General features: G+C 70.0%; 22 protein-coding genes. 11 read left to right on the top strand and 11 right to left on the bottom strand.

The genetic code is table 11. The features are described 5' to 3' along the window. Positions 1 to 41 precede the first annotated feature (41 nt). The 6 genes from ACTJKJ_RS10490 to ACTJKJ_RS10465 all read right to left on the bottom strand — a co-directional run bounded on the left by ACTJKJ_RS10490 (position 42) and on the right by ACTJKJ_RS10465 (position 8,807). Entirely contained in the window at positions 42 to 1,358 is a 1,317-nt protein-coding gene (locus tag ACTJKJ_RS10490) for a type II toxin-antitoxin system HipA family toxin (RefSeq protein ID WP_297387785.1), read from the bottom strand. Between the two features lies 1 nt (position 1,359). Continuing rightward, positions 1,360 to 1,728, bottom strand: coding sequence for an XRE family transcriptional regulator (locus ACTJKJ_RS10485; RefSeq protein ID WP_440820397.1), 369 nt, complete (start codon positions 1,726 to 1,728; stop codon positions 1,360 to 1,362). An 89-nt stretch (positions 1,729 to 1,817) separates the two neighbouring features. After that, the gene (locus tag ACTJKJ_RS10480; protein WP_147241964.1) at positions 1,818 to 3,230 is read right to left on the bottom strand and encodes a TolC family protein; all 1,413 of its coding nucleotides are present in this window, start codon (positions 3,228 to 3,230) and stop codon (positions 1,818 to 1,820) included. 94 nt (positions 3,231 to 3,324) lie between these two features. Beyond that, positions 3,325 to 4,533, bottom strand: a complete 1,209-nt coding sequence (locus ACTJKJ_RS10475) for an HlyD family type I secretion periplasmic adaptor subunit (protein ID WP_147241965.1) — start codon at positions 4,531 to 4,533, stop codon at positions 3,325 to 3,327. A 10-nt stretch (positions 4,534 to 4,543) separates the two neighbouring features. After that, positions 4,544 to 6,934, bottom strand: a complete 2,391-nt coding sequence (locus ACTJKJ_RS10470) for a type I secretion system permease/ATPase (RefSeq protein ID WP_440820396.1) — start codon at positions 6,932 to 6,934, stop codon at positions 4,544 to 4,546. A gap of 19 nt (positions 6,935 to 6,953) precedes the next feature. Then, on the bottom strand, positions 6,954 to 8,807 hold the full coding sequence (locus ACTJKJ_RS10465; protein ID WP_440820395.1) for an O-linked N-acetylglucosamine transferase, SPINDLY family protein: 1,854 nt from the start codon (positions 8,805 to 8,807) through the stop codon (positions 6,954 to 6,956). Positions 8,808 to 9,241: 434 nt separating this feature from the next. Here ACTJKJ_RS10465 and ACTJKJ_RS10460 point away from each other — a divergent pair, with 434 nt between their 5' ends. After that, positions 9,242 to 9,754, top strand: coding sequence for a hypothetical protein (locus ACTJKJ_RS10460; protein WP_440820394.1), 513 nt, complete (start codon positions 9,242 to 9,244; stop codon positions 9,752 to 9,754). Between the two features lie 194 nt (positions 9,755 to 9,948). On the opposite strand, the gene ACTJKJ_RS10455 is transcribed toward ACTJKJ_RS10460, so the two are convergent. Then, complete coding sequence (locus ACTJKJ_RS10455; RefSeq protein WP_091733819.1) at positions 9,949 to 10,461, bottom strand: DUF1993 domain-containing protein; 513 nt, start codon at positions 10,459 to 10,461, stop codon at positions 9,949 to 9,951. A 132-nt stretch (positions 10,462 to 10,593) separates the two neighbouring features. On the opposite strand from ACTJKJ_RS10455, the gene ACTJKJ_RS10450 reads away from it, so the two are divergent. The 7 genes from ACTJKJ_RS10450 (at position 10,594) to ACTJKJ_RS10420 (ending at position 17,239) form a co-directional block, all read left to right on the top strand. Further along, the gene (locus ACTJKJ_RS10450) at positions 10,594 to 11,601 is read left to right on the top strand and encodes a D-2-hydroxyacid dehydrogenase family protein (RefSeq protein WP_091732794.1); all 1,008 of its coding nucleotides are present in this window, start codon (positions 10,594 to 10,596) and stop codon (positions 11,599 to 11,601) included. Continuing rightward, on the top strand, positions 11,598 to 12,233 hold the full coding sequence (locus ACTJKJ_RS10445; RefSeq protein ID WP_440820393.1) for a chromate transporter: 636 nt from the start codon (positions 11,598 to 11,600) through the stop codon (positions 12,231 to 12,233). The genes ACTJKJ_RS10450 and ACTJKJ_RS10445 overlap by 4 nt, the downstream gene beginning before the upstream one ends. Beyond that, the gene (locus tag ACTJKJ_RS10440) at positions 12,230 to 12,805 is read left to right on the top strand and encodes a chromate transporter (RefSeq protein WP_440820392.1); all 576 of its coding nucleotides are present in this window, start codon (positions 12,230 to 12,232) and stop codon (positions 12,803 to 12,805) included. The genes ACTJKJ_RS10445 and ACTJKJ_RS10440 overlap by 4 nt, the downstream gene beginning before the upstream one ends. Before the next feature lie 54 nt (positions 12,806 to 12,859). Further along, positions 12,860 to 13,138 carry a hypothetical protein gene (locus tag ACTJKJ_RS10435; protein WP_440820391.1) on the top strand — a complete coding sequence of 93 codons (279 nt, stop codon included), beginning with the start codon at positions 12,860 to 12,862 and terminating at the stop codon, positions 13,136 to 13,138. A 91-nt stretch (positions 13,139 to 13,229) separates the two neighbouring features. Further along, on the top strand, positions 13,230 to 15,359 hold the full coding sequence (locus tag ACTJKJ_RS10430) for an acyl-CoA dehydrogenase (RefSeq protein WP_440820390.1): 2,130 nt from the start codon (positions 13,230 to 13,232) through the stop codon (positions 15,357 to 15,359). A gap of 185 nt (positions 15,360 to 15,544) precedes the next feature. After that, positions 15,545 to 16,804, top strand: coding sequence for a hypothetical protein (locus ACTJKJ_RS10425; RefSeq protein ID WP_440820388.1), 1,260 nt, complete (start codon positions 15,545 to 15,547; stop codon positions 16,802 to 16,804). Between the two features lie 66 nt (positions 16,805 to 16,870). Further along, positions 16,871 to 17,239 carry a glyoxalase superfamily protein gene (locus ACTJKJ_RS10420; protein WP_091732772.1) on the top strand — a complete coding sequence of 123 codons (369 nt, stop codon included), beginning with the start codon at positions 16,871 to 16,873 and terminating at the stop codon, positions 17,237 to 17,239. 17 nt (positions 17,240 to 17,256) lie between these two features. Here the strand turns inward: ACTJKJ_RS10420 and ACTJKJ_RS10415 are convergent, their stop codons facing one another. Continuing rightward, positions 17,257 to 17,574: a YciI family protein gene (locus tag ACTJKJ_RS10415; protein WP_440820387.1), complete on the bottom strand. Its 318-nt coding sequence runs from the start codon at positions 17,572 to 17,574 to the stop codon at positions 17,257 to 17,259. 14 nt (positions 17,575 to 17,588) lie between these two features. Next, positions 17,589 to 18,236, bottom strand: coding sequence for an FMN-dependent NADH-azoreductase (locus tag ACTJKJ_RS10410; RefSeq protein ID WP_440820520.1), 648 nt, complete (start codon positions 18,234 to 18,236; stop codon positions 17,589 to 17,591). Between the two features lie 147 nt (positions 18,237 to 18,383). Between ACTJKJ_RS10410 and ACTJKJ_RS10405 the strand changes: the two genes are divergently transcribed. Continuing rightward, positions 18,384 to 19,331 (top strand): LysR family transcriptional regulator, encoded by a 948-nt coding sequence (locus ACTJKJ_RS10405; RefSeq protein WP_440820386.1) that lies wholly within the window; start codon positions 18,384 to 18,386, stop codon positions 19,329 to 19,331. Between the two features lie 8 nt (positions 19,332 to 19,339). On the opposite strand, the gene ACTJKJ_RS10400 is transcribed toward ACTJKJ_RS10405, so the two are convergent. Then, positions 19,340 to 20,284: a LysR family transcriptional regulator gene (locus tag ACTJKJ_RS10400; RefSeq protein WP_440820384.1), complete on the bottom strand. Its 945-nt coding sequence runs from the start codon at positions 20,282 to 20,284 to the stop codon at positions 19,340 to 19,342. A gap of 86 nt (positions 20,285 to 20,370) precedes the next feature. On the opposite strand from ACTJKJ_RS10400, the gene ACTJKJ_RS10395 reads away from it, so the two are divergent. Together ACTJKJ_RS10395 and ACTJKJ_RS10390 are read left to right on the top strand one after the other, a co-directional pair. Continuing rightward, on the top strand, positions 20,371 to 21,264 hold the full coding sequence (locus tag ACTJKJ_RS10395; protein ID WP_440820382.1) for a twin-arginine translocation signal domain-containing protein: 894 nt from the start codon (positions 20,371 to 20,373) through the stop codon (positions 21,262 to 21,264). Positions 21,265 to 21,620: 356 nt separating this feature from the next. Next, positions 21,621 to 22,391 (top strand): hypothetical protein, encoded by a 771-nt coding sequence (locus tag ACTJKJ_RS10390; protein ID WP_440820381.1) that lies wholly within the window; start codon positions 21,621 to 21,623, stop codon positions 22,389 to 22,391. Between the two features lie 24 nt (positions 22,392 to 22,415). Here ACTJKJ_RS10390 and upp read toward each other — a convergent pair whose 3' ends face one another. Further along, positions 22,416 to 23,048, bottom strand: a complete 633-nt coding sequence (upp, locus tag ACTJKJ_RS10385) for a uracil phosphoribosyltransferase (RefSeq protein WP_091732743.1) — start codon at positions 23,046 to 23,048, stop codon at positions 22,416 to 22,418. Between the last annotated feature and the right edge of the window lie 19 nt (positions 23,049 to 23,067).

Genomic DNA, 23,067 nt, shown 5'->3' with positions numbered 1-23,067 from the left:
CGCCCTTCGGGGCGGTTTTTTTCTTTGGGGAATCGGAAGATTCAGGCGCGCCCGAAGGGCCCCGGCCTACGGGTTCGGCGCACGGGCGACGCGTGGCGGCTCGGATCGAAACTTTCGCGCTGGACCCGCAGGGCGTCGCCATCGACGCTTTCAGCGAGCAGGTCGATGTCGCGAGCGGTCACGCCGACCTCGGCGAAGTGCTGCCGCCAGCCGTTCACGACATCGATGACCGCAACCACTTCTTCCGCCGCCTCTTCCGGTTGCAGGCCAAACGCCTCGCATTGCGACATGGCGTTCTCCAGGGTCGATTCCTGGCCCAGAGCGCCGCAGATGAATTCCTGACAGCCCTGCCCCGAGTGGGTCGGCAACACGTCATACGCCGGCGCCAGGCGCAGACGCCCGTTCTCATGCGGGCTCACCACCAGCAGCGCATGGTTCTTCTCATGGTCGTCCGTGTTGTCCAGCAGCATGTTGAACACCATGCGGCGGAACAGCTCGCGCGCGTCCTGCCGGTTGATGCCGTCCCGCGCCACCCCGATGCGACGAAGCAGTCGCGCCAGCTCGGGATAGCCCATCTCCGGCTCCATGCCGGAGGGCGTGGCCGCACGGATGGCCGTTCCCGCGGACATGCTGTGAATGCGTCGACCGTCGCATCGGTCGAAGCGCCGGATGGCGATCGCGCTGGCGCCGGCCAACGGAACGATGCGCGTCTCTGCCACCGTGATGCCTGCTCGCGCGGCCAGCGTCATCGTCGCGTGCTCGACCAGCGGTGAATCGACCGCTTCCCCGCTGTAGAACTTGATCACCCATTGTTCGCCGCCGATGTCGATGAGCGCCTTCGGCTTCGCGCCGCCCAGCGGACTGCCACCGCCAGCGATGAGCCTCGCCTCGATCGCGCTAAGCGGCTCCGAACTTTCGATCTTCGCCACCACCTCGCTGAGCGCCTGGGCGTCGGCGAGGCGAGGCAACGGGCCGCCCGGCCGGGGCTCATAGGCGACCGCCGACGAAGACACCCCCAGCGCGCCAAATCGGTCATCGCCGGCGTAGTACAGGAATTCCATCAACGACAGGCGCTTGGGGCGATCGGCGAATCGGATGACCTTCTCGCCCCAGCGGTCCGGACGCGCGTCATCGACCGCGCCAACCGCACGCTGGCTGTCGCCCGCCAACCGGCCGGGCGGCAGGAACTCGATGTCCCTGAGCGGCAGATCCTCGCTCAGCGCGAAGCCCTCGGTCAGCCAGGAGGCGCCGTATCGCAACGACACGCCCTTGCCGTTCGCGACCAGCCTGAGCGCACCGACATACGCAGGCGCCGACGGGTCGCCCAGATACCAGAGATGCAAGTCGTCCCAGCGCATGTCACTCCTTGTCATGCGATGAACGCAGGCGCTCCTGCGCCGCGGCCAGCGCGCGGGCGCGGCCGAGTTCGACGGCTTCGCGGACGTCCAGTTCCAGGGCGCCGCGGTCGTGTTCGGGGGAAGCGAGATTGCCCAGTTCGCCGTCGCGCTGGATGAGCCACAACGCGCTGGCAATGATGCCGATGCTGATCGAGGGGTCGCCCGATTCCAGCCGTCGCAGCGTGGGCACCGTGGTGCCCAGCCGCTGCGCCCAGGATCTCAGCGATTCTTTGCGGCGCAAGCGCGCGACCGCAAGGTCGGCCCCGAGTTTCTCGAGGGCTCCGAGCGTGGCGGGAGGAAGTTGAAGCAGTGCACGCGCTGTCTTTGGCATGCATGTAGATTAGTACAAAAAGCGGAGTTTTGTACCTATCTATAAACACAAATCATTGCACAGCCTCAAGCCATGGCTTGGAGGCAAGATCAACGCAACGGCGTCACGACCCCCCGGCCCTGGGACCAGATGATCGCCACCACCTGCTGGGCGTCGTACAGCGCGTTCACATGGGCGACCCGCATCGAGTAGTAATCGCCTTCCGCGGCCATCACGTCGAACAGGGAGCGCTTGCCGAGTTGCTGCCACTGCTGCAGCGTGAAGCCGCGGACGCGTTCGCTGTTGCGCAGGATGTCGACCAGCCGTCGCGAGCGGTCCAGCGACGAGGACGCCGCCTCGTACATCTCCTGCACGCGATAGCGCTTGGCCTCGATGGTCTCGTCGCGCTGCAGCGAAGCCGCCTGGGCGCGCCGGCGCGCCGAGGTCAGCGCCGAGTCGGCGCCCGGCTGCACGATCGGGATGTTGACCGTCACGCCGCCGATCCAGTCGGTCTGGCGGGCCTGGCCCACCGTCGAGTTGCCCGACACCAGCAGGCTCACGCTGGGCTGCTGCCCAGCGCGCACCGATTCCGCATAGCTGCGCTGCGCCTGCGCCTGGGCCGAGGCGGCCGCCACGTCGGGCGACACCATCACGTCGGCCAGCATCTCGTTGAGGTCGGGCAGGCGCGCCAGCACCGCGCTCATCGCCGCGCCGCGCGGCAGCTCGTCGCCGACGAAGCGCTTCAGGCGCACCTCGGTCTGGCGCAGCGCGGACGTGGTCTGTTCATAGGACAGGTCGGCCTGCTGCAGGCTCTTCTGCGCCTGCACCAGCTCGCTGGCGCGGCCGCGGTCGGCCTTGGTGATGATGTCCAGCGCCTCGACCAGGCAGGCCATCTTGCGCACGTACTGGCTGTAGACCTGCGCCTGCAGCTGATAGCGGCCGCGGTCCAGCGCCAGCGACACCGTCTGCAGCGCGACCTGTTCCTCGGCGCTCGACTGCCCGAAGCGCGCGGCCTCGAGGAGCTGTGACTTCCATTCGGTCAGCTTGGTGATGCGGCCCGAGTCGTAGATCGGCGCGGTCACGCTCAGCGAGCCGCGTCCCTGCAGGCCGCTCGAGTGGTTGCCCGGGCCGTCGCCCGGCAGCACGGTGCCGGTGTGGGCGGCCGACAGGCCCAGCGTCACCGTGGGCAGGCGCTGCGCCTTGGCTTCCTGGTAGTCGGCCTCCGCGGCCAGGGTCAGCAGCCGGGTGGCGCCCAGCGCCTTGCTGCGATTGAGCGCGCGGTTGACGAGCTCCTGCAGCTGCGAGCGCGGGTCGGCATCGCCGACGTCCAGCAGCGCGGTGTCCTTGGCCGAGAGCTGCGCGGGCGGCAGCGTCCGCTCGTCGGAGCAGCGGCTCGGCGGCGGATCCTGCGCCCAGACGGGTGCGCTGAAGCTGGCGAGCGCCGTCAGCACGACGGCTGCGCCGGCGCTCAGGCGAAAGATGGAGGTACGCCGCGGGCTCCGGCGTGGAGTCGAGATGGTCATGGTCACGCGTACTGCAAGCAATTTCCCATGCCCTCTACTGGACCAGCTTGGCAGCAAACCGAAGCGCCGATAAGGCGGCGCCGGACCGGCCAGTTCAGCGCTCTCGCAGCGCCTCTTTCGACTTCATCATCGGGCGCAACAAGTAGCTCAGCACCGAGCGCTCGCCGGTGCGAATATCCACCATCGCCGTCATGCCGGGGATGACCGGCAGCGGCTCGCCCTTGGCGCGCAGCGTGTTGTGCTCGGCGGTGATCAGCACCCGGTAGTAGGTGCCTTCGTTGTTCTTCTCGGTCTCGCCCAGGGCGTCGGGGCTGACGTACTCGATCTTGCCGTGCAGGCCGCCGTTGACGTTGAAGTCGTAGCCGTTGAGCTTGACGATCGCCGTCTGCCCGACCTGCACGTAACCGATGTCCTTGGGCTTGATGCGCGCCTCGACCAGGATGCGGGGGCCGATGGGCACGATCTCCATGATCGGCGAGCCGGACGTGATCACCCCGCCGACCGTGTTCATCTTGATGTTCTTGACCAGGCCCTTGACCGGCGACTTCAGCACCGAGCGCGTGACCGCGTCGCGGCGCACGACCAGTTGCTCGTCGAGCTGCGCCAGGTCGGTCTGCGCCTTGGACAGCTCCGTGCTGGCGTCCTGGCGGAAACGGCTGATGCGCTCGTTGCGCTGCTGCTGGAGCTCGTTGACCTGGCGCGTGACGCGCATCACCTCGACGTTGGACATCAGGCCCTTGGACGCCATGTCCTGCGCCATCTTCTGCTCGGTGGCGAGCAGGCCGATGCTGCGGTTGATGCTGGACGTCGCCTCGTCGAGCACGCGGCGGCGGGTGTCGAAGACCTCGCTCTCGCTGTCGACCAGACGCTGCACGCCCTTGACCTCGTCGGGGAACTTCAGCGGCACGCCCAGCGCCTCGGCGCGCAGCCGCGCCACCTGCGCCATCAGGCCCAGGCGCTTGGCCTGGCTCTCGTTCTCGGCGGCCTCGGCGCGGGTGGGATCGAGCTCGGCCAGCGCCTGGCCGGCCTCGACTTCCTCGCCTTCATGCACCAGCAGCTTGCCCAGCGTGCCGGACTCCAGGCTGGCGATGACCTGCTCCTTGCCGTCGGGCACGATGCGGGCGTCGCTGCGGGTGACCTCGTCGACGGTGGCGATCGAGGACCAGACCAGCCCCACCAGCAGCACGGCCGCCATCAGGTACAGGGCCCAGACGGCGCGCGGCAGCGGCTCGTCGATCAGCGCCGACTGGACGCTGCTGACGAACAGGCCTTCTTCGCGGCTGAGGGTGGTGGACTTGGACATGGCGCGAGGCTCAGACGGACGCGGCGCGGTTCATGGCCTGCGCGGCCGGATGCACGTGGACGGGAGCGCCCTGCGGCGCCTGGCCCGGCTGGGGCTGCGGCTGGGCGGGCTGCTGGCCCGGCGGGCGGGCGCCGGACAGCGCGGCCAGGACCTGGTCGCGCGGACCGTCCATGACCAGCCGGCCGCTGTCGACGACGACGATGCGCGAGACCAGCTCCAGCACCGCCGGGCGGTGCGTGACCATGATCAGCGTGCAGCTGCCGGCGGCGTCGCGCAGCTGGCGCAGGAAGGCGATCTCGGACTGCGCGTCCATCGAGCTGGTGGGCTCGTCCATCAGCAGGATCTGCGGCTTGGTGACCAGGCTGCGCGCGAGCGCGACCAACTGGCGCTGGCCGCCGGAGAGCAGCGAGCCCATCTCGCCCACCGGCAGGTCCCAGCCCATCGGGTGGCCGGCGACGACGCGGTCCAGGCCCGTCAGCTTGGCGACCTCGACCAGGCGCTGCGCATCGACGTGGCGGCCCATCAGCACGTTGTCGCGCAGCGTGCCGTGGAACAGCCGCGGCTCCTGCGACACGAAACCGACCTTGCCGCGGAACTCCGCCGGATCGACCTGGCGCAGGTCGATGCCGTCGATCTCGACGTTGCCCTCGGTCGGCTGGTACAGGCCCGCCAGCATGCGCAGCACGGTGGACTTGCCGCTGCCGATGCGGCCCAGGATCGCGATGCGCTCGCCCGGCTGCACCCGCATCGTCACGTTGCGCAGCACCTTGGGCGACTGGGCATCACCCTGCGCCGGGTAGGAGAAGCCGATGTCGTTCAGGCCGATGCGGCCGGTGATCTGGTTCAGCGGGACGTAGTTGCGGGTGGAGTCGCGCTCCACCGGCGCGCTCATCACCGAGTTCAGCGACAGCATCGCCGCACGCGCGCCCTGGTAGCGGGTGGCCAGGCTCACCAGGCTGTTCAGCGGCACCGTGGCGCGGCCGGCGAACATGACGGCGCCGATCAGCGCGCCGGCGCTGATGACGCTCTCGTTGATCAGGTAGACGCCCCAGACCAGCATCACCAGGTTGATCGCCTGCTGCATGGTCATCGAGATGTTCATGCTCCAGCTGGCCATGGTGCGGGCGCGCAGCGCGGACTCGGCGACGATGGCGGTGCTGTGCTCGTAGCGGCGCAGGAAACGGCCCTCGGCGCCGGTGGTCTTGAGGTCCTCCAGGCCCTCGAGCGCCTCGACCAGCGTGCCGTGCAGGTCGGCCGACTCGGTCATGTTGGTGCGCATCGCGCGGCGCAGGTAGCCCTGGATGGCGAAGCTCATCAGGAGCATCAGCGGGATCGCGATCATCAGCACCCAGCCCAGCGGGCCGCCGATGATGAAGGTCATCGCGACGAACAGGATCACGAACGGCAGGTCGGTCAGGACCGACATCGTGGCCGAGGTGAAGAAGTCGCGCACCACCTCGACCTGGGCCAGGTAATGCGCATAGGAACCGGCCGACGCGGGGCGATGCTCCATGCGCACGCCCAGCGTCTGGCGGAACAGCTTGGCGCCGACGATCAGGTCGGTCTTGCGCCCGGCCAGGTCGATCAGGTGGGCGCGCAACTGGCGGGCGAACAGGTCGAAGACCAGCGCCAGCCCGGCGCCGACGGCCAGCGTCCACAGCGTGACGAAGGCCTGGTGCGGGATGACCTTGTCGTAGATGACCGAGGTCACCAGGCCCGACACCATCATCAGCACGTTGCTCAGCAGCGCGGCCAGCATGGCCGAGCGGTAGTAGGGGACGAAGCGCTTGAGGGTGCCGAACAGCCAGTGCGAATCGGCCTGCAGCAGCGGGGTCTCGTCCTGGGCGCCGGCGATGGGCTTGGCCTGGGACACCTCCTGCGGCGTCACCGCCAGGATGAAGCCGCTGTATTCCTGGTCCAGTTCCGCGGCCGGGGCCACGCAGCTGGCGGCCTCCGGGCCGGGGAAGACGACCTCGTAGCGCACGCCGCCGGCGGCATCGTCGTCCAGACGCCGCACCAGCACGCAGGCATCGCCGCCGTTGAGCAGCAGCACCGCGGGCAGCAGCAGCTGGTGGATCTCCTCGATGCCCTTGCGCAGCAGCCCGGCGTTGTAGCCGGCCTCGCGCATCAGGCGGATGGCCTGGTCGGGGCTGATCGCGCCCTCGACCGGGGCGCCGGCGCGCAGCGAATCGGCCGAGCGCGCGCGCCCGTGGTGCTGCGTCAGCCAGGCCAGGCACTGCAGCAGCGGATCGATCGCCGGCTGCTGCGCCAGGTCGGCGAGCGGGTCCTGCGGCTCGTCCGGCATGCCGGGCGCGCGCTGGCCGTCCTCGGCCGCCAGGCGCAGGCCGGGGCGGCGGGCGCGCTGGTCACCGTCGAAGAAGGGGTCGTGCGGCCGGTTCATTTATCGAATCTTCGTCACTTCAAGCGCGATGGGCGAGGGCCAATTGCTCGAATTCGCGCTCGATGTCGCGCACGATCGCCGGCATGTCGAAAAGTGCGCTCTGGCGGCCCTCTTCGCGCAGGTAGCGCTTGTAGGAACGGGCGCGGCCGGGATTGAGGCCGATCTGGATGGCGCGCTCGACGTAGTCGTCGAGCGAGAAGGTGATCAGGTCCGGCAGGCCGACGGCCGTCAGCAGGCTGCCGCACATGCGGGAGATGTAGCTGCGGCCCGAGCGGGTCAGGATGGGCGTGCCCATCCAGAGGCAGTCGCTGGCGGTGGTGCCGGCGTTGTACGGGAAGGTGTCCAGCACCAGGTCCGGCAGCTGGAAGCGGGCCAGGTAGTCCGGCGGCGCGACGCGCGGCGCGAAGATCAGCCGGGAGGCATCGATGCCGGCGGCCTCGGCCTCGCGGCGCAGGTTGGCCTTGGCCCATTCGTTGTCCGCCAGCAGCCACAGCACCGAGTTCGGCACCCCGTGCAGGATGCACATCCAGGCGCCGAACATCTCGGCGTTCATCTTGTGGTTGTTGTTGAACGAGCAGAAGACGAAGGCGTCCTCGGGCAGCTCGTACTGGGCGCGGGTCGGATCGGCGCCGACCTCGCGCTGACGGTCGCTGACCTGGTAGCAGTGCGGCAGGTAGATGGGCTTTTCGGAGCAGTACGGCAGGTATTCGGGCGGCATCACGAAGCGATCCGCGATGATCCAGTCCACGCCCGGCAGCAGCGAGGTGGCCGGCAGGCCCAGGTAGCTGACCTGCACCGGCGCCGGCCGGTGGGCCAGGATGTTGGGCCGGGCGCCGCTGGTCAGGCCCTGCAGGTCGACCAGCACGTCGATGCCGGCCTGGGCGATCAGCTTGGCGGCGGTGGCGTCGTCCATCGCGTTCAGGCGCCAGACCTTGTCCATCGACATCAGCAGCCGCTTGCGCAGCGCGGTGCCGTCCTCGCGGCTCCAGTCGAAGGCGTGGATCTCGAACTTTTCGCGGTCGTGCAGCGCGTAGAGCTCGGCGGTGAGCAGGCCCACCGCATGCATGCACAGGTCGCCGGAGAGGTAGCCGATCTTGATCTTCCCCTGCTGGCGGGCGGCGACCGAGACCGGATGCTTCCAGAGCGCTTCCTTCTGCTTCGTCACCTTCTCGTGGACGAAGCGCTGGGCGGCGCCCATCTGCAGCGCGGGATCGTCGGTGGCGCTCAGCGTGGCCAGCAGCGAGGTCGCGATCAGCAGCTTGTTGTGGGTCACCTCGCCGAAGGGCTGGTAGACCGGCCACTTGCACTGCTTCTGGCGGATGTGGACGTAATGCTGCATCACGTCCGTCTGTTCGGGATTGAGGGTGAGGCTGCGGACCATCAGCGCCTCGGACTCCTCGTAGCGCCGCTGCAGCTCGAGCAGCCGGGCGGCGTTGTTGAAGGCGTGGGTGCGCAGGCCGTCGGTGTCCGCGCCGAGGGCCTCCATGGGGCCGGTGGCGTCGTAGACCGCCTGCCAGGCGGCCAGCGCCTCGTCGACGCGGCCCAGGTGCTCCAGCTGATGGCCCAGGTTCAGGCGCGCCTGGGCGAAGCCCGGACTGATCGCCAGCGCCTGGCGGTAGACCTGCTCGGCGCGCTCATGCTGCTGGATGTTGCCCAGCACGGTGCCCCAGTTGTAGAGCGCCACCAGGCGGGCCGCCGGCGGCTGGCCCTCGTGCGCCAACCAGGTCTCGTACAGGTGGGCGGCGGCGTCGCCGAGTTGCTGGGCTTGGAGGAAGTTGCCGCGATCCATCAGCTCCGGCAGCGGGAGCGAGCCCTCGCGGGCGCGGGTCAGCAGCTGCTCCCATTCCTGGGCCAGGGGGGCGGGAACGCTCAAGTTCGGCATGCTGGGGCGGGCGATGTCCATGGGATCGGGCTTTCGGGGCACGGTGGGACGGCCTGGCGGACACGGCCGGGCGAGCCGGCGCGGGCCCTGAGGCCGCCTGTAGGGATTGTGTCCGCGCGTTCCCGGGGGAATCCCGGCAAATGGACGGTGCCGACCGTCCATTTCCCTGCCTGGAAGCTCCCGCCCTGGGCGCGCCGCGGACACCGGCGACCCGCCCATCTGGCCCGTTATCGGCCGCCGGAGCGAGAACTTGAGCACGATTTGCAGGCCCCGTCACCGCCTTATCCAGGCTTCGAGGGACAAGGCGGACTTCCACAATCGCCCCGCGATCCTGGCCTCGAAGCCGGGACGCCGCGCGATGAGCAGGCCCGGAAAGGGACGTCGAGGGACGCGCGTTCGATCCACCACGCCAAGAAGAACTCACCATGAAGGCGATACGGAGCCAGTCGGGTTGGGATGAGATCGTCGAGGAGGCGCAAGCCGTCGAGCTCGACGACCTGGAGACACGGGCCGCCGACGACCCGAGCGAATTGGCGCCGGCCAGCCGCCTGAGCGGCACCGGCGGCGCGGCGATGAACGACGCGCCGGTCCGGCGGCGCAATGGGGATTCGATCTTCCAGAGCCTGATGCGGCTGTGGCCCGGCGAAGGTCGCCGGCCCCAGGCGAGCGCCCGGGCGATGGCCAAGCTGCGGACGGCGTTCCGGGCCAGCGTCGCAGACCTGGCCGAGGAGGCGGAGGCCCCGGCGCTGGAGCGGGTGAACGCCCTGCGACGCCATATCGTCCATGCGCGGCATCCGCAGGACCTGTGGCACCTGCGGACGGCGATCTACACGGAAGTGGCGCGGGCCGTCGACCAGGCGGAAGCCGAGGCCCGACTGCTGATGCTCAACCGGCAGCTCGAGCAGGGAAAGAGCCTGCTGCGGAGACTGCTCGGCTGACGCGAGAGGGCATGAGCACTGCCTCGGCTGCTGGTCCTCACCCCTTCCCTCTCCCGCAAGCGGGAGAGGGTGCAAGAAAAGCGCCGCCGGTCGGTACGACCTCGGTTGTCCTCTCTCTTTCCCCCTCTCCCGCTTGCGGGAGAGGGAGGGGTGAGGGCCAGCGGCGCCACGCAGTCAGCGACTGCGGCTGACCCTCACTTCGGCTGCCCCAGGAAATCCATCTTCCCCAGCGGCACGCCGGCATGACGCAGCAGCGCGTACAGCGTCGTCGCGTGGAAGTAGAAGTTGGGCAGGTTGAAGAAGCGCGCGAAGTCCTGGCCCTGGAACTGCAGCGGCTCCTTGTCGCGGCGCGGCACGCTGACCGAGCGCGTCTCAGACCCGTTGATCTGCTCGGCGCTGACGGTCTTGAGGAAGTCCCGCGTCTTCTGGATGCGCTGCAGCAGCTCCTCCAGCGAGGCCTCGGTGTCGGGCCAGCTCGGCACCTCGATGCCGGCCAGGCGGGCGGCGCCGCTCTTGGCCGCGTCGCTGGCGATCTGGACCTGGCGCGGCAGCGGCAGCATGTCCGGCGCCAGCCGCAGGGTCAGGTAGACGGATTCGTCGAAGCCCTTGGCGATGGCGTGATCACGCGCGGTGCGAATCCAGGTCTGCATGTTGGCCAGCATGCGATCGAACACCGGCACGGTCGCGGCGTACATGTCCATGGAGATCTCCTCGTCTTGGAAGCGGTTGGGATGCGAAGCGGGCGCGATGCTAGTGCCTGTTCCGATCTGTTGCACGACGCTCGCCCAATGGCCTTGGGCCGGCCGTTTCAGGCGAGTAGGATCGGTGCCCGCACGCCTATGAACATCATCATCCTCGACGACTACCAGGACGCCGTGCGCAAGCTGCCTTGCGCCGCCAAGCTGGACGCGCTGAACGCCAAGGTCTTCACCAACACCGTCAAGGGGATCGGCCAGCTGTCGATCCGGCTGCGGGATGCGGAAGTCCTGGTAACGATCCGCGAACGCACCCACTTCTCGCGCCAACTGCTGGAAAAGCTGCCCAAGCTGAAGCTGATCTCGCAGACCGGCCGCGTCGGCAAGCACATCGACCTGGACGCCTGCACGCGGCTGGGCATCGCGGTGGCCGAGGGCGGCGGCTCGCCGATCGCCCCCGCGGAACTGACCTGGGCGCTGATCATGGCCGCCATGCGCCGCCTGCCGCAGTACATCGCCACGCTCAAGCACGGCGTGTGGCAGCAGTCGGGGCTGAAGTCGGGCTCGATGCCGCCCAACTTCGGCCTGGGCATGGTGCTGCGCGGCAAGACGCTGGGCATCTGGGGCTACGGCAAGATCGGCCAGCTGGTCGCCGGCTACGGCAAGGCCTTCGGCATGCAGGTGCTGGTCTGGGGCAGCGAGGCCTCCCGGCTGCGCGCCCAGGCCGACGGCCACCAGGCGGCCGACAGCCGCGAGGCCTTCTTCGAGCAGGCCGACGTGCTGTCGATGCACCTGCGGCTGTCGGACGAGACCCACGGCATCGTCACCGGCGAGGACCTGGCGCGGATGAAGCCGACCGCGCTGTTCGTCAACACCTCGCGCGCGGAACTGGTCGCCGATGGCGCGCTGGTGTCCGGCCTGAACCGCGGCCGCCCCGGCATGGCCGCCGTCGACGTGTTCGAGTCCGAACCCATCCTGCAGGGCCACCCGCTGCTGCGGCTGGAGAACGCGGTGTGCACGCCGCACATCGGCTACGTCGAGCAGGACAGCTACCAGATGTACTTCGACGCCGCCTTCGACAACGTCCTGAATTACATGGCGGGCAAGCCGACCAACATCGTCAATCCGGATGCGCTGAAGGTGCACCGGTGAGCGGGCCCGACGGCCGCGCCGCCGCGGACCGCGATGGCGGCGACGCACCGCCAGTCGCGCTGGCGCGGCCCCGCTCCCTCTCCCATCTGTTCTGGGCCTTCAGCTGGCTGGCGCTGCAGGGCTTCGGCGGCGTGCTGGCGGTGGCGCAGCGGGAGCTGGTCGAGCGGCTGAACTGGATGTCGCGCGAGGAATTCGTCGAGACGCTGGCGGTGGCGCAGGTGCTGCCCGGGCCGAACGTCGTGAACATCTCGCTGATGATCGGCGACCGCTTCTTCGGCCTGCGCGGCGCGCTGGTGGCGCTGGCCGGGATGATGACCTTCCCCGCGGTGATCGTGCTGGTGCTGGCGGCGCTGTCGACGACCTGGCTGGCATCGCCGCGGATGACCGGCGCGCTGCGCGGCATGGGCGCGGTGTCGGCCGGGCTGATCCTGGCCACCGGCTTCAAGCTGCTGCCGTCGCTGAAGAAGAATCCGGTCGGCCTGATGCCGGGACTGGCCCTGGCGGCGCTGGTGTTCGGCGCGACGGTCTGGCTCAAGCTGCCGCTGTTCTGGATCGTGCTGAGCGTCGGCGGCCTGGGCATGACGCTGGCGCTGATCGCGCTCAAGCGTGGCCGCGCCGGAGCCCGCGCATGAGTCCGGCGCTCAGCCAGATGCTGGTGGGGACGCTGAGCTGGCCCGAGCTCGGCGCGCTGATGCTGCATTTCCTGATGCTGTCGCTGCTGTCGATCGGCGGCGCGATCACGACGGCGCCCGACATGCACCGCTACCTGGTGGACGAGCGCCACTGGCTGACGGACCAGAGCTTCACCAGCTCCATCGCCCTGGCGCAGGCCGCGCCGGGGCCGAACATCCTGTTCGTCGCGGTGCTGGGCTTCAACGTGTCGGGACTGCTCGGCGCGGCGGCGGCGATGGCCGGCATCCTGCTGCCGTCGACGACCCTGGTCGTCGCGGCCACCCGCTGGGCGCGCAACAACCGCGAGCACCTGGGCGTGCGCGCCTTCACCGTCGGCATGGCGCCGCTGACGCTGGGCCTGATGATCGCGACCGGCTGGCTGCTCGCGGCGCCCTACCTGGTCGAGCCCGGCCACCGCTGGGCGACGCTGGCGATGATCGTCGCCACCGTGATCCTGACGATGCGGACGAAGATCGGCATCGTGTGGCTGGTGCTCGGCGGCGGGGTGCTGGGCGCGCTGGGCGTCGTCTAGGCCGCGGCCATCGATCGCGCGCTCGCGCCCCTCCTCTTCCCCACGTTGCTCCTCATGCGCCTCTCTGCCGTTCAAGTCGTCGCCGGCGTCGCCGCCGTGGTCCTCGCCATCGCCGGGCTGGTCCTCGCGACCCGCTTGCGCGAAGCCGCCGTCGACATGCTGTCGGCCCCGCGCCACCGTGCGCCCGCGACGGGCGTCCAGGCGCCGCCGCAGCCCGATGCCAAGGCCTCGCCCGCCGGCGTGCGGGTGATCCCCATCGGCGTCGCCCCGGCGAATCCGACGAATGCGAATGCGGCGAGTTCGCCGCAGCCGGGCCGACCGAGCGGTCGCTGAGGCGGCCGCCCCCCGACACCGCCTCGCGTCCTACGCGCGCACGCGCCCCAGGCCGACCTCGTCGCCGCACGCGCGGGCCTAGGCTCGCCACATGGGATTGCACCGACTCCTCGGCCGCCTGGCGATGGCGCCCTTCGCCAGGGCCCTGCCCGCGATGGGCGACACCGAACGCGCCGCGCTCGGGGCCGGCACCGTCGGCTTCGAGGGCCAGCTCTTCGCCGGACAGCCTGATTTCGACGCGCTGATCGCGCGCGGCCCCAATCGCCTCACCGAGGAGGAACGCCGCTTCCTCGATGAGGAGGTCGGCACGCTGATCGGCATGCTCGACGACCACGCCATCGACGAGGCCGGCGACCTGCCACCGCAGGTGTGGCAGTACCTGCGCGAGCACCGCTTCTTCGGGATGATCATTCCGAAGGCATTCGGCGGGCTGGGCTTCGGCCACTACGCCCACGCGGAAGTCGTGACCCGCATCGCGACCGTCAACACCGCCTGCGCGGTGACGGTGATGGTGCCGAACTCGCTGGGACCGGCCGAGCTGCTGCTGCGCTACGGCACGCCGGAACAGCAGCAGCACTACCTGCCGCGCCTGGCCGACGGGCGCGAGCTGCCCTGCTTCGGCCTGACCTCGCCGTATGCCGGCTCGGACGCCGCGTCCATCCCCGACCGCGGCGTGCTCACCGAGCGCCTGGTCGACGGCCGGCCGGTGCGCGGCTTCAGCGTGCGATTCGACAAGCGCTACATCACCCTCGCGCCGGTGGCCAGCGTGGTGGGGCTGGCCTTCCAGGCGGTGGATCCGTCGCGCCCCGAGGGGCAGCAGGCACTGGGCATCACCTGCGCGCTGCTGCCGGTGCCCACGCCGGGCATGGAGATCGGCCGCCGCCACCGGCCGATGGATTCGGCCTTCATGAATGGGCCGATCCGCGGCGAGGACGTGTTCGTGCCGATGGACTGGGTGATCGGCGGTGAAGCGCGGGTCGGCCAGGGCTGGCGCATGTTGATGGAATGCCTGGCCGCGGGCCGCGCCATCTCGCTGCCGGCGCTGGGCGCGGCGATGCAGCAGACGGCGCTGTTCGTGGTCAACGGCTACGGCCAGGTGCGCGAGCAGTTCGGCCTGCCGATCGGACGATTCCACGCCATCGCCGGCATCACCGCGCAGATGGCCGCGCGGCTCTACGCCACCGATGCCGCGCGCCGCTACACCGCGGCGGCGCTGGATGACGGCGAACGGCCCAGCGTCGCCAGCGCCATCCTCAAGGTGCAGCTCACCGAGGCGGGCCGCCGCGCGGTCAACGACGGGATGGACGTGCTCGGCGGCAAGGGCATCATCGCCGGGCCGCGCAACCTGCTGGGCGTGGCCTATCGGCATGCGCCGATCGCCATCACGGTGGAAGGCGCCAACCTGCTGTCGCGGGCGCTGATCATCTTCGGCCAGGGCGCGACGCGCTGCCATCCGTTCGTGCTGGAGGAGATGGCGGCCGTGCAGGCGCAGGAGCCGGAGCGGCTGGGCCGCGCGCTGGTCGGTCATGTCGGCCATGTGATTCGCAATCTCTGGCGCAGCCTGGCGCATGCGCCGCTGCGCGGGGAGCCGCCGGCCGACCTGCGCGCCGAGGCGCGCCTCATCAACGCGCTGTCCGCCCGCTACGCGCTCACGGCCGATCTCGCCATGGGGCTGCTGGGCGGCAAGCTCAAGCGCATGGAGCTGCTGTCGGCCCGCCTGGGCGACGTGCTCGCCGGCCTCTACCTCGCGGCCGCCTGCGTGTGGCGCTACCAGGTCGAGAACGACCCGGCGATGCTGCCGGTGGCGCGGGCAGCGATCCGCCTGCAGCTGCACGAGGCCGCGACGCTGCTGCGCGAGCTCTACGCCAACCTGCCCTCCGCGGCGCTGCGCGCGGTGGCGCCGCTGATCCTGCACGGCACCGGCCACCTGGCGCCGCTGCGCGACCGCGAGGCGATCGCGCTCGCCGATGCGCTGCGCACGCAACCCGCGCTGATGCGCCGCCTGTGCCCCGACGTGTCGCGCCCGATGCGCGGCGGGCTGCTCGACCTGATGCGGGCGCTCGACGCGGCGGGCAAGCTCGGCGACGAAGTGCCCGAACTCAACAAGGCGCTGCGCCGCGCGGGATCGCTGGAAGCGGTGGCGAAGGGGTCGCGCGATCCCGAGGCGGTGCTGGCCTACCTCCAGGCGGCCGAGCAGGTGATTCGCGTGGACGAGGACTAGACGACCCTCCGCCCTCCTGCGCCATTCGACGAACGGTCATCCTTGCGCCCCACGGTCTTCGATGACGTAGACGGCACGCGCCCCACTGACCTGCGACAGATTCCGCATCCTGCCCCCTCGCGCACCCGCGACCTCGGCGGCGTCCTCGGACAATCGCTCGCCAACAGGATGGCGGGGAGTGGCTCATGAGGGAATGGATTCGATGGCAGTTCGGACGGCCCACGGCGGCCGATGTCTTGAAGCGCCTCGTCAGGCGTCTCGAGGAGATCGGGGCAACCGGGACCACGGTCAACGAAGACCCGCCGGAGATCCACTTCACGCTCAACGGCGTGCAGATGCACTCGCACCTCACCCACCTCGTGAGGGACCTTCTCCGCGCCAAGGGCGGACGCGCGCGTGACATCGAATTCGATCGCTATCTGGAAGGCACCATGCTGCGCCCGGTCGGCGCCGACGTGCCCGAACTCTCCGAGGACTACGCCAGCGTGCGGGCGCGCCTGGTTCCCTTGCTGCGCACGCGCGCCGACATGGCCAAGAGCACTCTGGACTTGGCCAACGCGCTGACCCAGGACGAGGCGGCCCTGACTCGCGCATCGAACCAGACGCCCTTCCGTCCCCTCGTGGGCGACTACGTGGCGATCCTCGGGCTGGATACGCCGGAGAGCACCGCCCGCGTCGCCCAGGGGATGCTGGACAAGTGGGGCGTGAGTTTCGACGCCGCCTTTGACGATGCCCTCGACAACCTGCGCGGCCTGCCCGAAGACCTGGGCTGGCAGCAGATCGCGCCGGGACTGTGGCAAGGGGCCTGGAACGATTCATACGAGCCGTCGCGGCTGCTCCTGCCGGATGTGATCTACCGCTCCGGCGTCGCCCATCCGGTGGCGATGGTGCCGCTGCGTCACGTGCTGCTGGTCGCCGACGCGAACGACATCGCCGGACTCGCGCTGATGGCCGCGATGTGCAAGCAGTTGCGCCAGGAGCATTCGCGCTGGCTGTCCTGCCGCCCGCTGCAGCTCGTCGAGCGCGCATGGCAGCCCTTCGAGGCGCCCGAGCCGCTGCGGCCGATGTTCCAGGAGCTGATCTCGGTCGAGGACTCCGAGGACTACAGCGCGCAGAAGCGGCTGCTGGAGCAGCGGCGTCCGCAGGAGGCTTCGGGGCCGTTCGTGGGCTCGGTGAAGCTGGTGCAGTTCAAGGACAGCGAGCGGGTGATGAGCTATTCGGTGTGGCCGGATGGCGTGGACACGCTGCTGCCGCTCACGGACCTCGTGGCCTTCGCCTCCCACGACAAGCCGGACCAAGCGGTGATCGTGGCCTGGGCGGATGCGGTGCGCATCGCCGGGCATTACATGCAGCCCGTCGACGGGCTGCACCCGCCGCGCATGCGCGTCAACGTCTTCCCGAACGGGGACGAGCAGGCTCAGTTGAGAGCCGTGAAGGCCGTCTGAACGACTTCGTCGCTCCCCCTTTTTCGCGATAGGCAAAGGGTCACGTCGCCGAAGAACATCGCCCGTATGAAATTCGCTCACACCACCCCAATCCTGCGCATCTTCGACGAGGCCAAGGCGCTGGAGTTCTACGTGCAGTTCCTCGGCTTCCAGGTCGATTGGGACCACCGCTTCGAGCCGGGGCTGCCGCTCTACCTGCAGGTGTCCCGGGACGGCTGCGTGCTGCACCTCTCGGAACATCACGGCGACGCCTGCCCCGGTGCGGCACTGCGCATCCAGACGGACGACATCGAGGGCTTCCACGCGGAACTGATCGGCCGGCGTTATGGGTACGCCCGTCCCGGGCTGGAAGAGACGCCCTGGGGATCCAAGGACGTCTCGGTGACCGATCCCTTCGGGAATCGGCTGACCTTCACCAACGCCATCAGCACCTAGGGCGCGCTGCGATCAGATCAGGCGGCTGCCACCGCCTGGGCCGTGGCCGCCCATCGCGCCGGGAAGTCCGCATGCCGCAGCGCGGGCGAGACAGCCAGCACCGTGACATCGACCAGCCCGTACACGACGAACGGGTCGCTGGCCATCAGCGCGTCCAGCGCGGCGCGGTCCTCGCCGTGGGCGAGGATCAGGCCACCCGTCGGGGGATCGAGCGGCCCGGCGAAAAGCACATGACCGGCGCGGGTCTGGTCCGCCAGCCACGCGCGGTGCGGTCCCAGGTGCTCGTCGATCTGGGCGGGGGGCGTCCGATAGGTCAAGGTGACGGCAAACAGCATGGCGATGGTTCCTCTCAGGCGGAAATAGGGGTGGTCAAGGGGGTGGCCAGGGTGTCTGCCACGGCGCGCGGTACCTGCGCGAGGGCGTCCGCCATCGAGGCGTCCCGCGCCCCGGCGCCCTGGGTCAGCCGCTCGGCGCGGACCACCTGCACCTCCGCGATGCCGAGGAAACCGAAGAACGCGCGCAGGTAGGACTCCTGGAAGTCCATGCCCGCCCCGGCGCCGAGCGAGTACAGGCCGCCGCGGGTCGAGGCCACGATGACCCGACGGCCACCGGCCAGGCCAACCGGCCCCTCGGCGGTGTAGCGGAAGGTGCGGCCGGGCTGCGCGATGCGGTCGATCCAGGCCTTGAGCGGGCTCGCCACTGAAAAGTTGTACATCGGCGCCCCGACCACGATGACCTCGCTGGCGAGGAACTCGGCGACCAGTTGCTCCGAGCGCGCGCGCTCCGCGGCGACGTCCGTCGGCGCGGGACCGGCGGCACCGCGGAAGCCGGCGGCGATGTCGCCCGTGAGGTGGGGCACCGCGTCGGCGGCCAGGTCGCGGTGGCGCACCTGGGCGGCGGGCGACGCCCGCAGGAGCGCGTCGACGATCGCGCGGCTGAGCTGGCGCGAAGCCGAAGCCTCGCCCTGGAGGCTGGAATCAAGGTGAAGGATCTGCATGGCAATCAAAAGCGCAGTGGGAATGTCCGTCACGATAGGGAGCCCGGCGTTGTTGCACTAGCCGCTGCCGACAGGACAGATCGTTCTGGAATCAGGACAATCGCCCGTCCCCCTCCTCTCCTTCGACACCCGTGATCGGAAGCGCCCGTGGATGACCTGAATGACCTTGTCCTGTTCGCCGCGGTCGTCTCGCATGGCGGCTTCTCCGGCGCGGCGCGGGCGCTGGGCATCTCCAAGTCGCGCGTGAGCCGGCGCGTGGCGGAACTGGAAGAGCGGCTCGCCGTGCGGCTGCTACATCGCTCGACGCGTTCGGTCAGCGTGACCGAGGTCGGCGCCGCCTTCTTCGCCCATTGCGAGTCGATGTCGGCCTCGGCGAAGGCGGCCTACGAGGTGGCCGCCCGGGCCAACGCGAAGCCCTCGGGCCGGCTCAGGGTCAGCTGCCCGATCGGCGTCGCCCACCTGTTCCTCGCGCCGATCCTGCCCCGCTTCCTGAAGGCCAATCCCGAGGTGCGGCTGGAGCTGGACCTGACCAATCGCCGGGTGGACGTGATCGGGGAAGGGTATGACGTGGCGATCCGCATCCGGTCGGCGCTCGAGGACTCGGACCTGGTGGTGCGCCATTTCGGCACCAGCGACCAGGTGCTCGTGGCGAGCCCGTCCTTCATCGCGGCGCAGGCTGCCGTCGATTCGGCCCAGGCGCTGCAGGGCGTCCTCGGCGTGGGACCGGCCGGCGTGCGGGGCGAGAGGCCCCGCTGGCGGATGACGGATCCGCATGGCGCGGCGGTGGAGATCGACTACCAGCCGACCTTCGCGACCGACGACGTGTACCTGATGTCGCGCATGGCGGTCGCCGGCATCGGCGCCGCGCAACTGCCCTTCCACCTCTGCGCCGACGACCTGCGCGCGGGCCGCCTGTTGCCGCTGCTGCCCGATCACGGGATGCCGGCGCACCAGCTGCACGCGGTCTATCCCACCCGGCGCGGCATGGTGCCCGCGGTCAAGGCGTTCATCGAGACGCTGGTGACGGCGCTGCCCGATTCACTGGAGCGCGCGAACGACGAGTTCCGGCAGGCGATGCAGGGCGCGGGCGGATAGCGGGCTCCTCAGGGCCGGTCCGGCGCCTTCTGGAATCGTTCGCCCAGGACCTCGACGAACTGCCGCACCTTGGCGGGACGGAAACGCGCTGTCGGATAGACCACATGGATGCCGCCGCTGGGCAAGGTCCACTGCGGCAGCAGGTGGACCAGCGTGCCCTGCTCCAGTTCCGCGGCCACCGCGTAGTCCGGCAGCACCGACAGACCGGCGCCCAGGCACACCGCCGCGCGGACCGCCAGCGTCGCGTCGAGGCGGATCGCGGACGCCACCGTCACCGCCTGGCGCTCGCCCTCGCGGTTCGTGAACTCCCAGTGCTCCGGCGCCTTCAAGGCCGTGTTGGCGACGAAGGGCAAGGCGGCCAGCTGCTCCGGCCCCTGCTTGCGGTTCAGCCGTCGCGCCCACGCCGGCGTCCCCACCAGCAGCTGCCGGAAGCTGCCGATCTGCCGCGCCTGCAGCTGCAGGTCGGTCAGCCAGCCGACGCGGATCGCCAGTTCGGCTTCCCCCGCCAGCAGGTCCAGCGGCAGGTCGCTCAGCGTCACGTCGACCTTGCATTTCGGATGGCGCCGCGAGAACTCGACGATGGCGGGCACCACCGCCGTGAGGCCGTAGTCGAACGGCGCGGTCAGGCGCAGCGTGCCGGTCGGCTCGGTGGACACGTCGAGCAGTTCGTCGAAGGCATCGCCCGCCTCGCGCAGGATGACGGCGCAGCGCTGATAGAACGCGAGCCCGGCATCGGTGGCGATCACCCGCCGCGTACTGCGGGTCAGCAGCTGCGTCCGGTACTCCCGTTCCAGCCGCGCGACCTGCTGGCTCACCACCGCCTTCGTGACCCCCAGCCGCTCCGCCGCGGCGGTGAAGGTGCCAGCCTCCACCACCGCGGCGAAGTAGGCCAGGCGCTTCAGGTTGTCGAATGCGACCGGGCTGGCCTCGGGCTGATTGTTTGCTTTTGACATACGGAAAGTCTACCGAAGAGCAGTTTTTCTTTACTCCGGGGCTTCCTACGATGCGCTCATCCGATTCGAGCCTTGAAAGGACTCCCATGATGACCCGTCGCGATTTCGTCCAGACCGCCGCCGCTGCCGGCGCGGCCTTCTCCGTGGGCGGTGCCCACGCTCAGGGCGCCGCGCCGCTGCGGTGGCAGGCCCTGCCGGCCGGCGAGCGCGGCTTCTTCCGCGCGCCGGTGCTGCTGTCCGGCGCCAGGGAGGCCATCCTGATCGACGGCGGCTTCTCGCTGCCGGACGGCCGCGCGGTCGTGGAGGCGATCAGGGCCTCGGGCAAGACGCTGACCACCATCTACGTGAGCCAGAGCGATCCCGACTACTACTTCAGCCTCGGCCCGGTCAAGGCGGCCTTCCCGTCGGCCAAGGTCATCGCCGCCTCGGCCACGATCGCCGCGATCAAGGGGAACGTCGAGAAGAAGCTGGCGGTCTGGGGCCCGCAGCTGAAGGAGAACGGCCCGCAGACCCTGGCCGACGTCGTCATGCCCGAAGCCTTCGACGGCCCCGCGCTGCAGCTGGAAGGCCACGCGATCGAGATCGTGGCGGCCAGCGAGCTCGAGAACCGCCGCCACCTGTGGGTGCCGTCGCTGAAGGCGGTCTTCGGCGGCGTGCTGGTCTTCTCCGGGCTGCACGTCTGGACGGCCGACACGCCGACGCCGCAGGCGCGCGCCGCGTGGATCCGCAACCTCGAGGCCATCGCCGCCCGCAAGCCCGCGATCGTCGTGCCGGGCCACCTGGCGGCCGGCGCCGCGCTGGACGTCTCGGCCGTGACCTACACCCGCGACTATCTGCTCGCCTTCGAGGAAGAGGCGGCGAAGGCGGCGGACAGCGCCGCCCTGATCGCCGCGATGAAGCGGCGCTACCCGTCCGCCGGCCTGGCTCCCGCGCTGGAGATCGGCGCGAAGGTGGTCAAGGGCGAGATGAAGTGGGGCTGAGCGGAGGCCGGAAAAGAAAAGACCCGGTCGCTTGCGCGGCCGGGTCCCAAAGTCGACCCCAGGTGGTCTGCCTGCGGTCTCCCTGCTCGTGAGAGGAGAACAAGGGCCAGCGCGAGCTAGGACTCGGCGCTGACAGTCGTCATTCTGCGGATCGGCGACGGCGCAGGGAAGCGGCGGATGCCGCAAGTTCGCGTACTTCTTCGCCGGACCCCGTTGCCGGTTGCCCGACAAGGGCGGTGCGATTCCCTGACAGACGGGGCCGATGCGACACTACCGCCGCCCCGGCCTCCGGCGCGTCGCGAGAGGCGCTGGAGAGCCGCCTGAGGGGCGCCCGCCTGTCCGTCCGCCTTCCATTCATGCGCACCCGCCGCTTCAACGCCATCCGCCGTGTCGACGAGGTTTACGAGCCCATCGATGCCGCCCTGCTGCCGCTGGGCTTCACCCGGACCGGCAATGTCTACCACCGCCAGTCCGAGCACGATGTGTTTCCCGGCATCGAAGCGGTGACCTTCGGGTTCGACTACGGCTTTCGCACCTGCTGGATGCACACGACCGTCAAGATCCCGGCGCTCATCGAGCTGCTGGCGGAGGTCCGGCCGTTTGCCTATGCCAAGGCGCTCGCCTGGCGGGTGCCCGATCACGCCAGCCATGTGGCCTGCATGCTCAGGCTGTCGGAGATGGCGGGGACGGCGGACGCGCCGTTGCCGCAGGGGCTTCGCTGGCGAGACGACGGCCGCCTGCAACGGGTGCGTCGCCTGCCCGCGGCGACGCTCGGCGACACCCTGGCCGCGCTGGTCCGGCAGTTCGCGTTGCCCGCCTTGCGAGAACGCCTGACGCTGCGCCGCCTGGCCGCCGCGGCCGACGCGCCCGGGTATGGGCAAAGCGGCATCGCGGGCGCCTGGCCGCTCGCGGCGAGGCTGGCGCTCGGCGACCTGGACGGCGCGGCCCGGGCGTTTCGCGCGCATCCGTATGCCCTGGGATCGGACCGCCTGCGCTTCTCGGCAGCCAAGGCCTGGCTGCGGGGCTGCGGCCTCGTCCTGGACGATGTCGAGTGGGACGCCGCCGCGGCCGAGGCTGCGGACCCTTGGGACGCCCGCCCGTGGCTGACCGGCGAGTTGGTGAGCTGACCCGCCGCCTTCAGAAAGGCAGGCTCAAACGTCCTTCGTGCCGAAGATCTTGTCGCCCGCGTCGCCCAGGCCCGGGATGATGTAGCCGTTCTCGTTGAGGTGGGAATCGATCGCCGCCGTCCAGCAGCGCACGTCCGGATGCGCCTTCGTCAGCGCGGCCACGCCCTCCGGCGCCGCCACCAGCACCAGCGCGCGGATGTCCTTGCAGCCGCGCTTCTTCAGCAGGTCGATCGTCGCGATCATCGAGCCCGCCGTCGCCAGCATCGGGTCCACGATCAGCGCGGTGCGCTGGTCCAGCTGGCCGACGAACTTCTCGAAGTAGTTCACCGGCTGCAGTGTCTCGTGGTCGCGGGCCAGGCCCACCACGCTCACCTTGGCGTTGGGCATCATGTCCAGCACGCCGTCCAGCATGCCCAGCCCCGCGCGCAGGATCGGCACCACCGTCACCTTGCGGCCGGCGATCTGGTCGATCTCCACCTCGCCGCACCAGCCCGCGATCGTCGTCTTCTCCAGCGGGAAATCGGCCGTCGCCTCGTAGGCCAGCAGCCGCGCGACCTCGCCGGTCAGCTCGCGGAACTTCTTGGTGGACATGTCGCCCTCCCGCATCAGGCCGATCTTGTGCTTGACGAGGGGGTGCTTGACTTCGATGACGGCCATGGCGGTAGGAGGTCCGGTA

Origin of the sequence: Roseateles sp. 22389 (genome assembly GCF_052044995.1) — a bacterium.
Lineage (GTDB): Bacteria > Pseudomonadota > Gammaproteobacteria > Burkholderiales > Burkholderiaceae_C > Roseateles.
This window is presented reverse-complemented; position numbering and strand designations above follow the sequence as displayed.

Coding starts and splice junctions, on each gene's coding strand:
- ACTJKJ_RS10440 (WP_440820392.1), top strand. CDS start 12,230: ATGAGTCCGGCGCTCAGCCAGATGCTGGTGGGGACGCTGAGCTGGCCC.
- ACTJKJ_RS10430 (WP_440820390.1), top strand. CDS start 13,230: ATGGGATTGCACCGACTCCTCGGCCGCCTGGCGATGGCGCCCTTCGCC.
- ACTJKJ_RS10400 (WP_440820384.1), bottom strand. CDS start 20,284: ATGTCAAAAGCAAACAATCAGCCCGAGGCCAGCCCGGTCGCATTCGAC.
- ACTJKJ_RS10450 (WP_091732794.1), top strand. CDS start 10,594: ATGAACATCATCATCCTCGACGACTACCAGGACGCCGTGCGCAAGCTG.
- ACTJKJ_RS10490 (WP_297387785.1), bottom strand. CDS start 1,358: ATGCGCTGGGACGACTTGCATCTCTGGTATCTGGGCGACCCGTCGGCG.
- ACTJKJ_RS10390 (WP_440820381.1), top strand. CDS start 21,621: ATGCGCACCCGCCGCTTCAACGCCATCCGCCGTGTCGACGAGGTTTAC.
- upp (WP_091732743.1), bottom strand. CDS start 23,048: ATGGCCGTCATCGAAGTCAAGCACCCCCTCGTCAAGCACAAGATCGGC.
- ACTJKJ_RS10420 (WP_091732772.1), top strand. CDS start 16,871: ATGAAATTCGCTCACACCACCCCAATCCTGCGCATCTTCGACGAGGCC.
- ACTJKJ_RS10460 (WP_440820394.1), top strand. CDS start 9,242: ATGAAGGCGATACGGAGCCAGTCGGGTTGGGATGAGATCGTCGAGGAG.
- ACTJKJ_RS10475 (WP_147241965.1), bottom strand. CDS start 4,533: ATGTCCAAGTCCACCACCCTCAGCCGCGAAGAAGGCCTGTTCGTCAGC.
- ACTJKJ_RS10425 (WP_440820388.1), top strand. CDS start 15,545: ATGAGGGAATGGATTCGATGGCAGTTCGGACGGCCCACGGCGGCCGAT.
- ACTJKJ_RS10395 (WP_440820382.1), top strand. CDS start 20,371: ATGATGACCCGTCGCGATTTCGTCCAGACCGCCGCCGCTGCCGGCGCG.
- ACTJKJ_RS10435 (WP_440820391.1), top strand. CDS start 12,860: ATGCGCCTCTCTGCCGTTCAAGTCGTCGCCGGCGTCGCCGCCGTGGTC.
- ACTJKJ_RS10485 (WP_440820397.1), bottom strand. CDS start 1,728: ATGCCAAAGACAGCGCGTGCACTGCTTCAACTTCCTCCCGCCACGCTC.
- ACTJKJ_RS10470 (WP_440820396.1), bottom strand. CDS start 6,934: ATGAACCGGCCGCACGACCCCTTCTTCGACGGTGACCAGCGCGCCCGC.
- ACTJKJ_RS10480 (WP_147241964.1), bottom strand. CDS start 3,230: ATGACCATCTCGACTCCACGCCGGAGCCCGCGGCGTACCTCCATCTTT.
- ACTJKJ_RS10410 (WP_440820520.1), bottom strand. CDS start 18,236: ATGCAGATCCTTCACCTTGATTCCAGCCTCCAGGGCGAGGCTTCGGCT.
- ACTJKJ_RS10415 (WP_440820387.1), bottom strand. CDS start 17,574: ATGCTGTTTGCCGTCACCTTGACCTATCGGACGCCCCCCGCCCAGATC.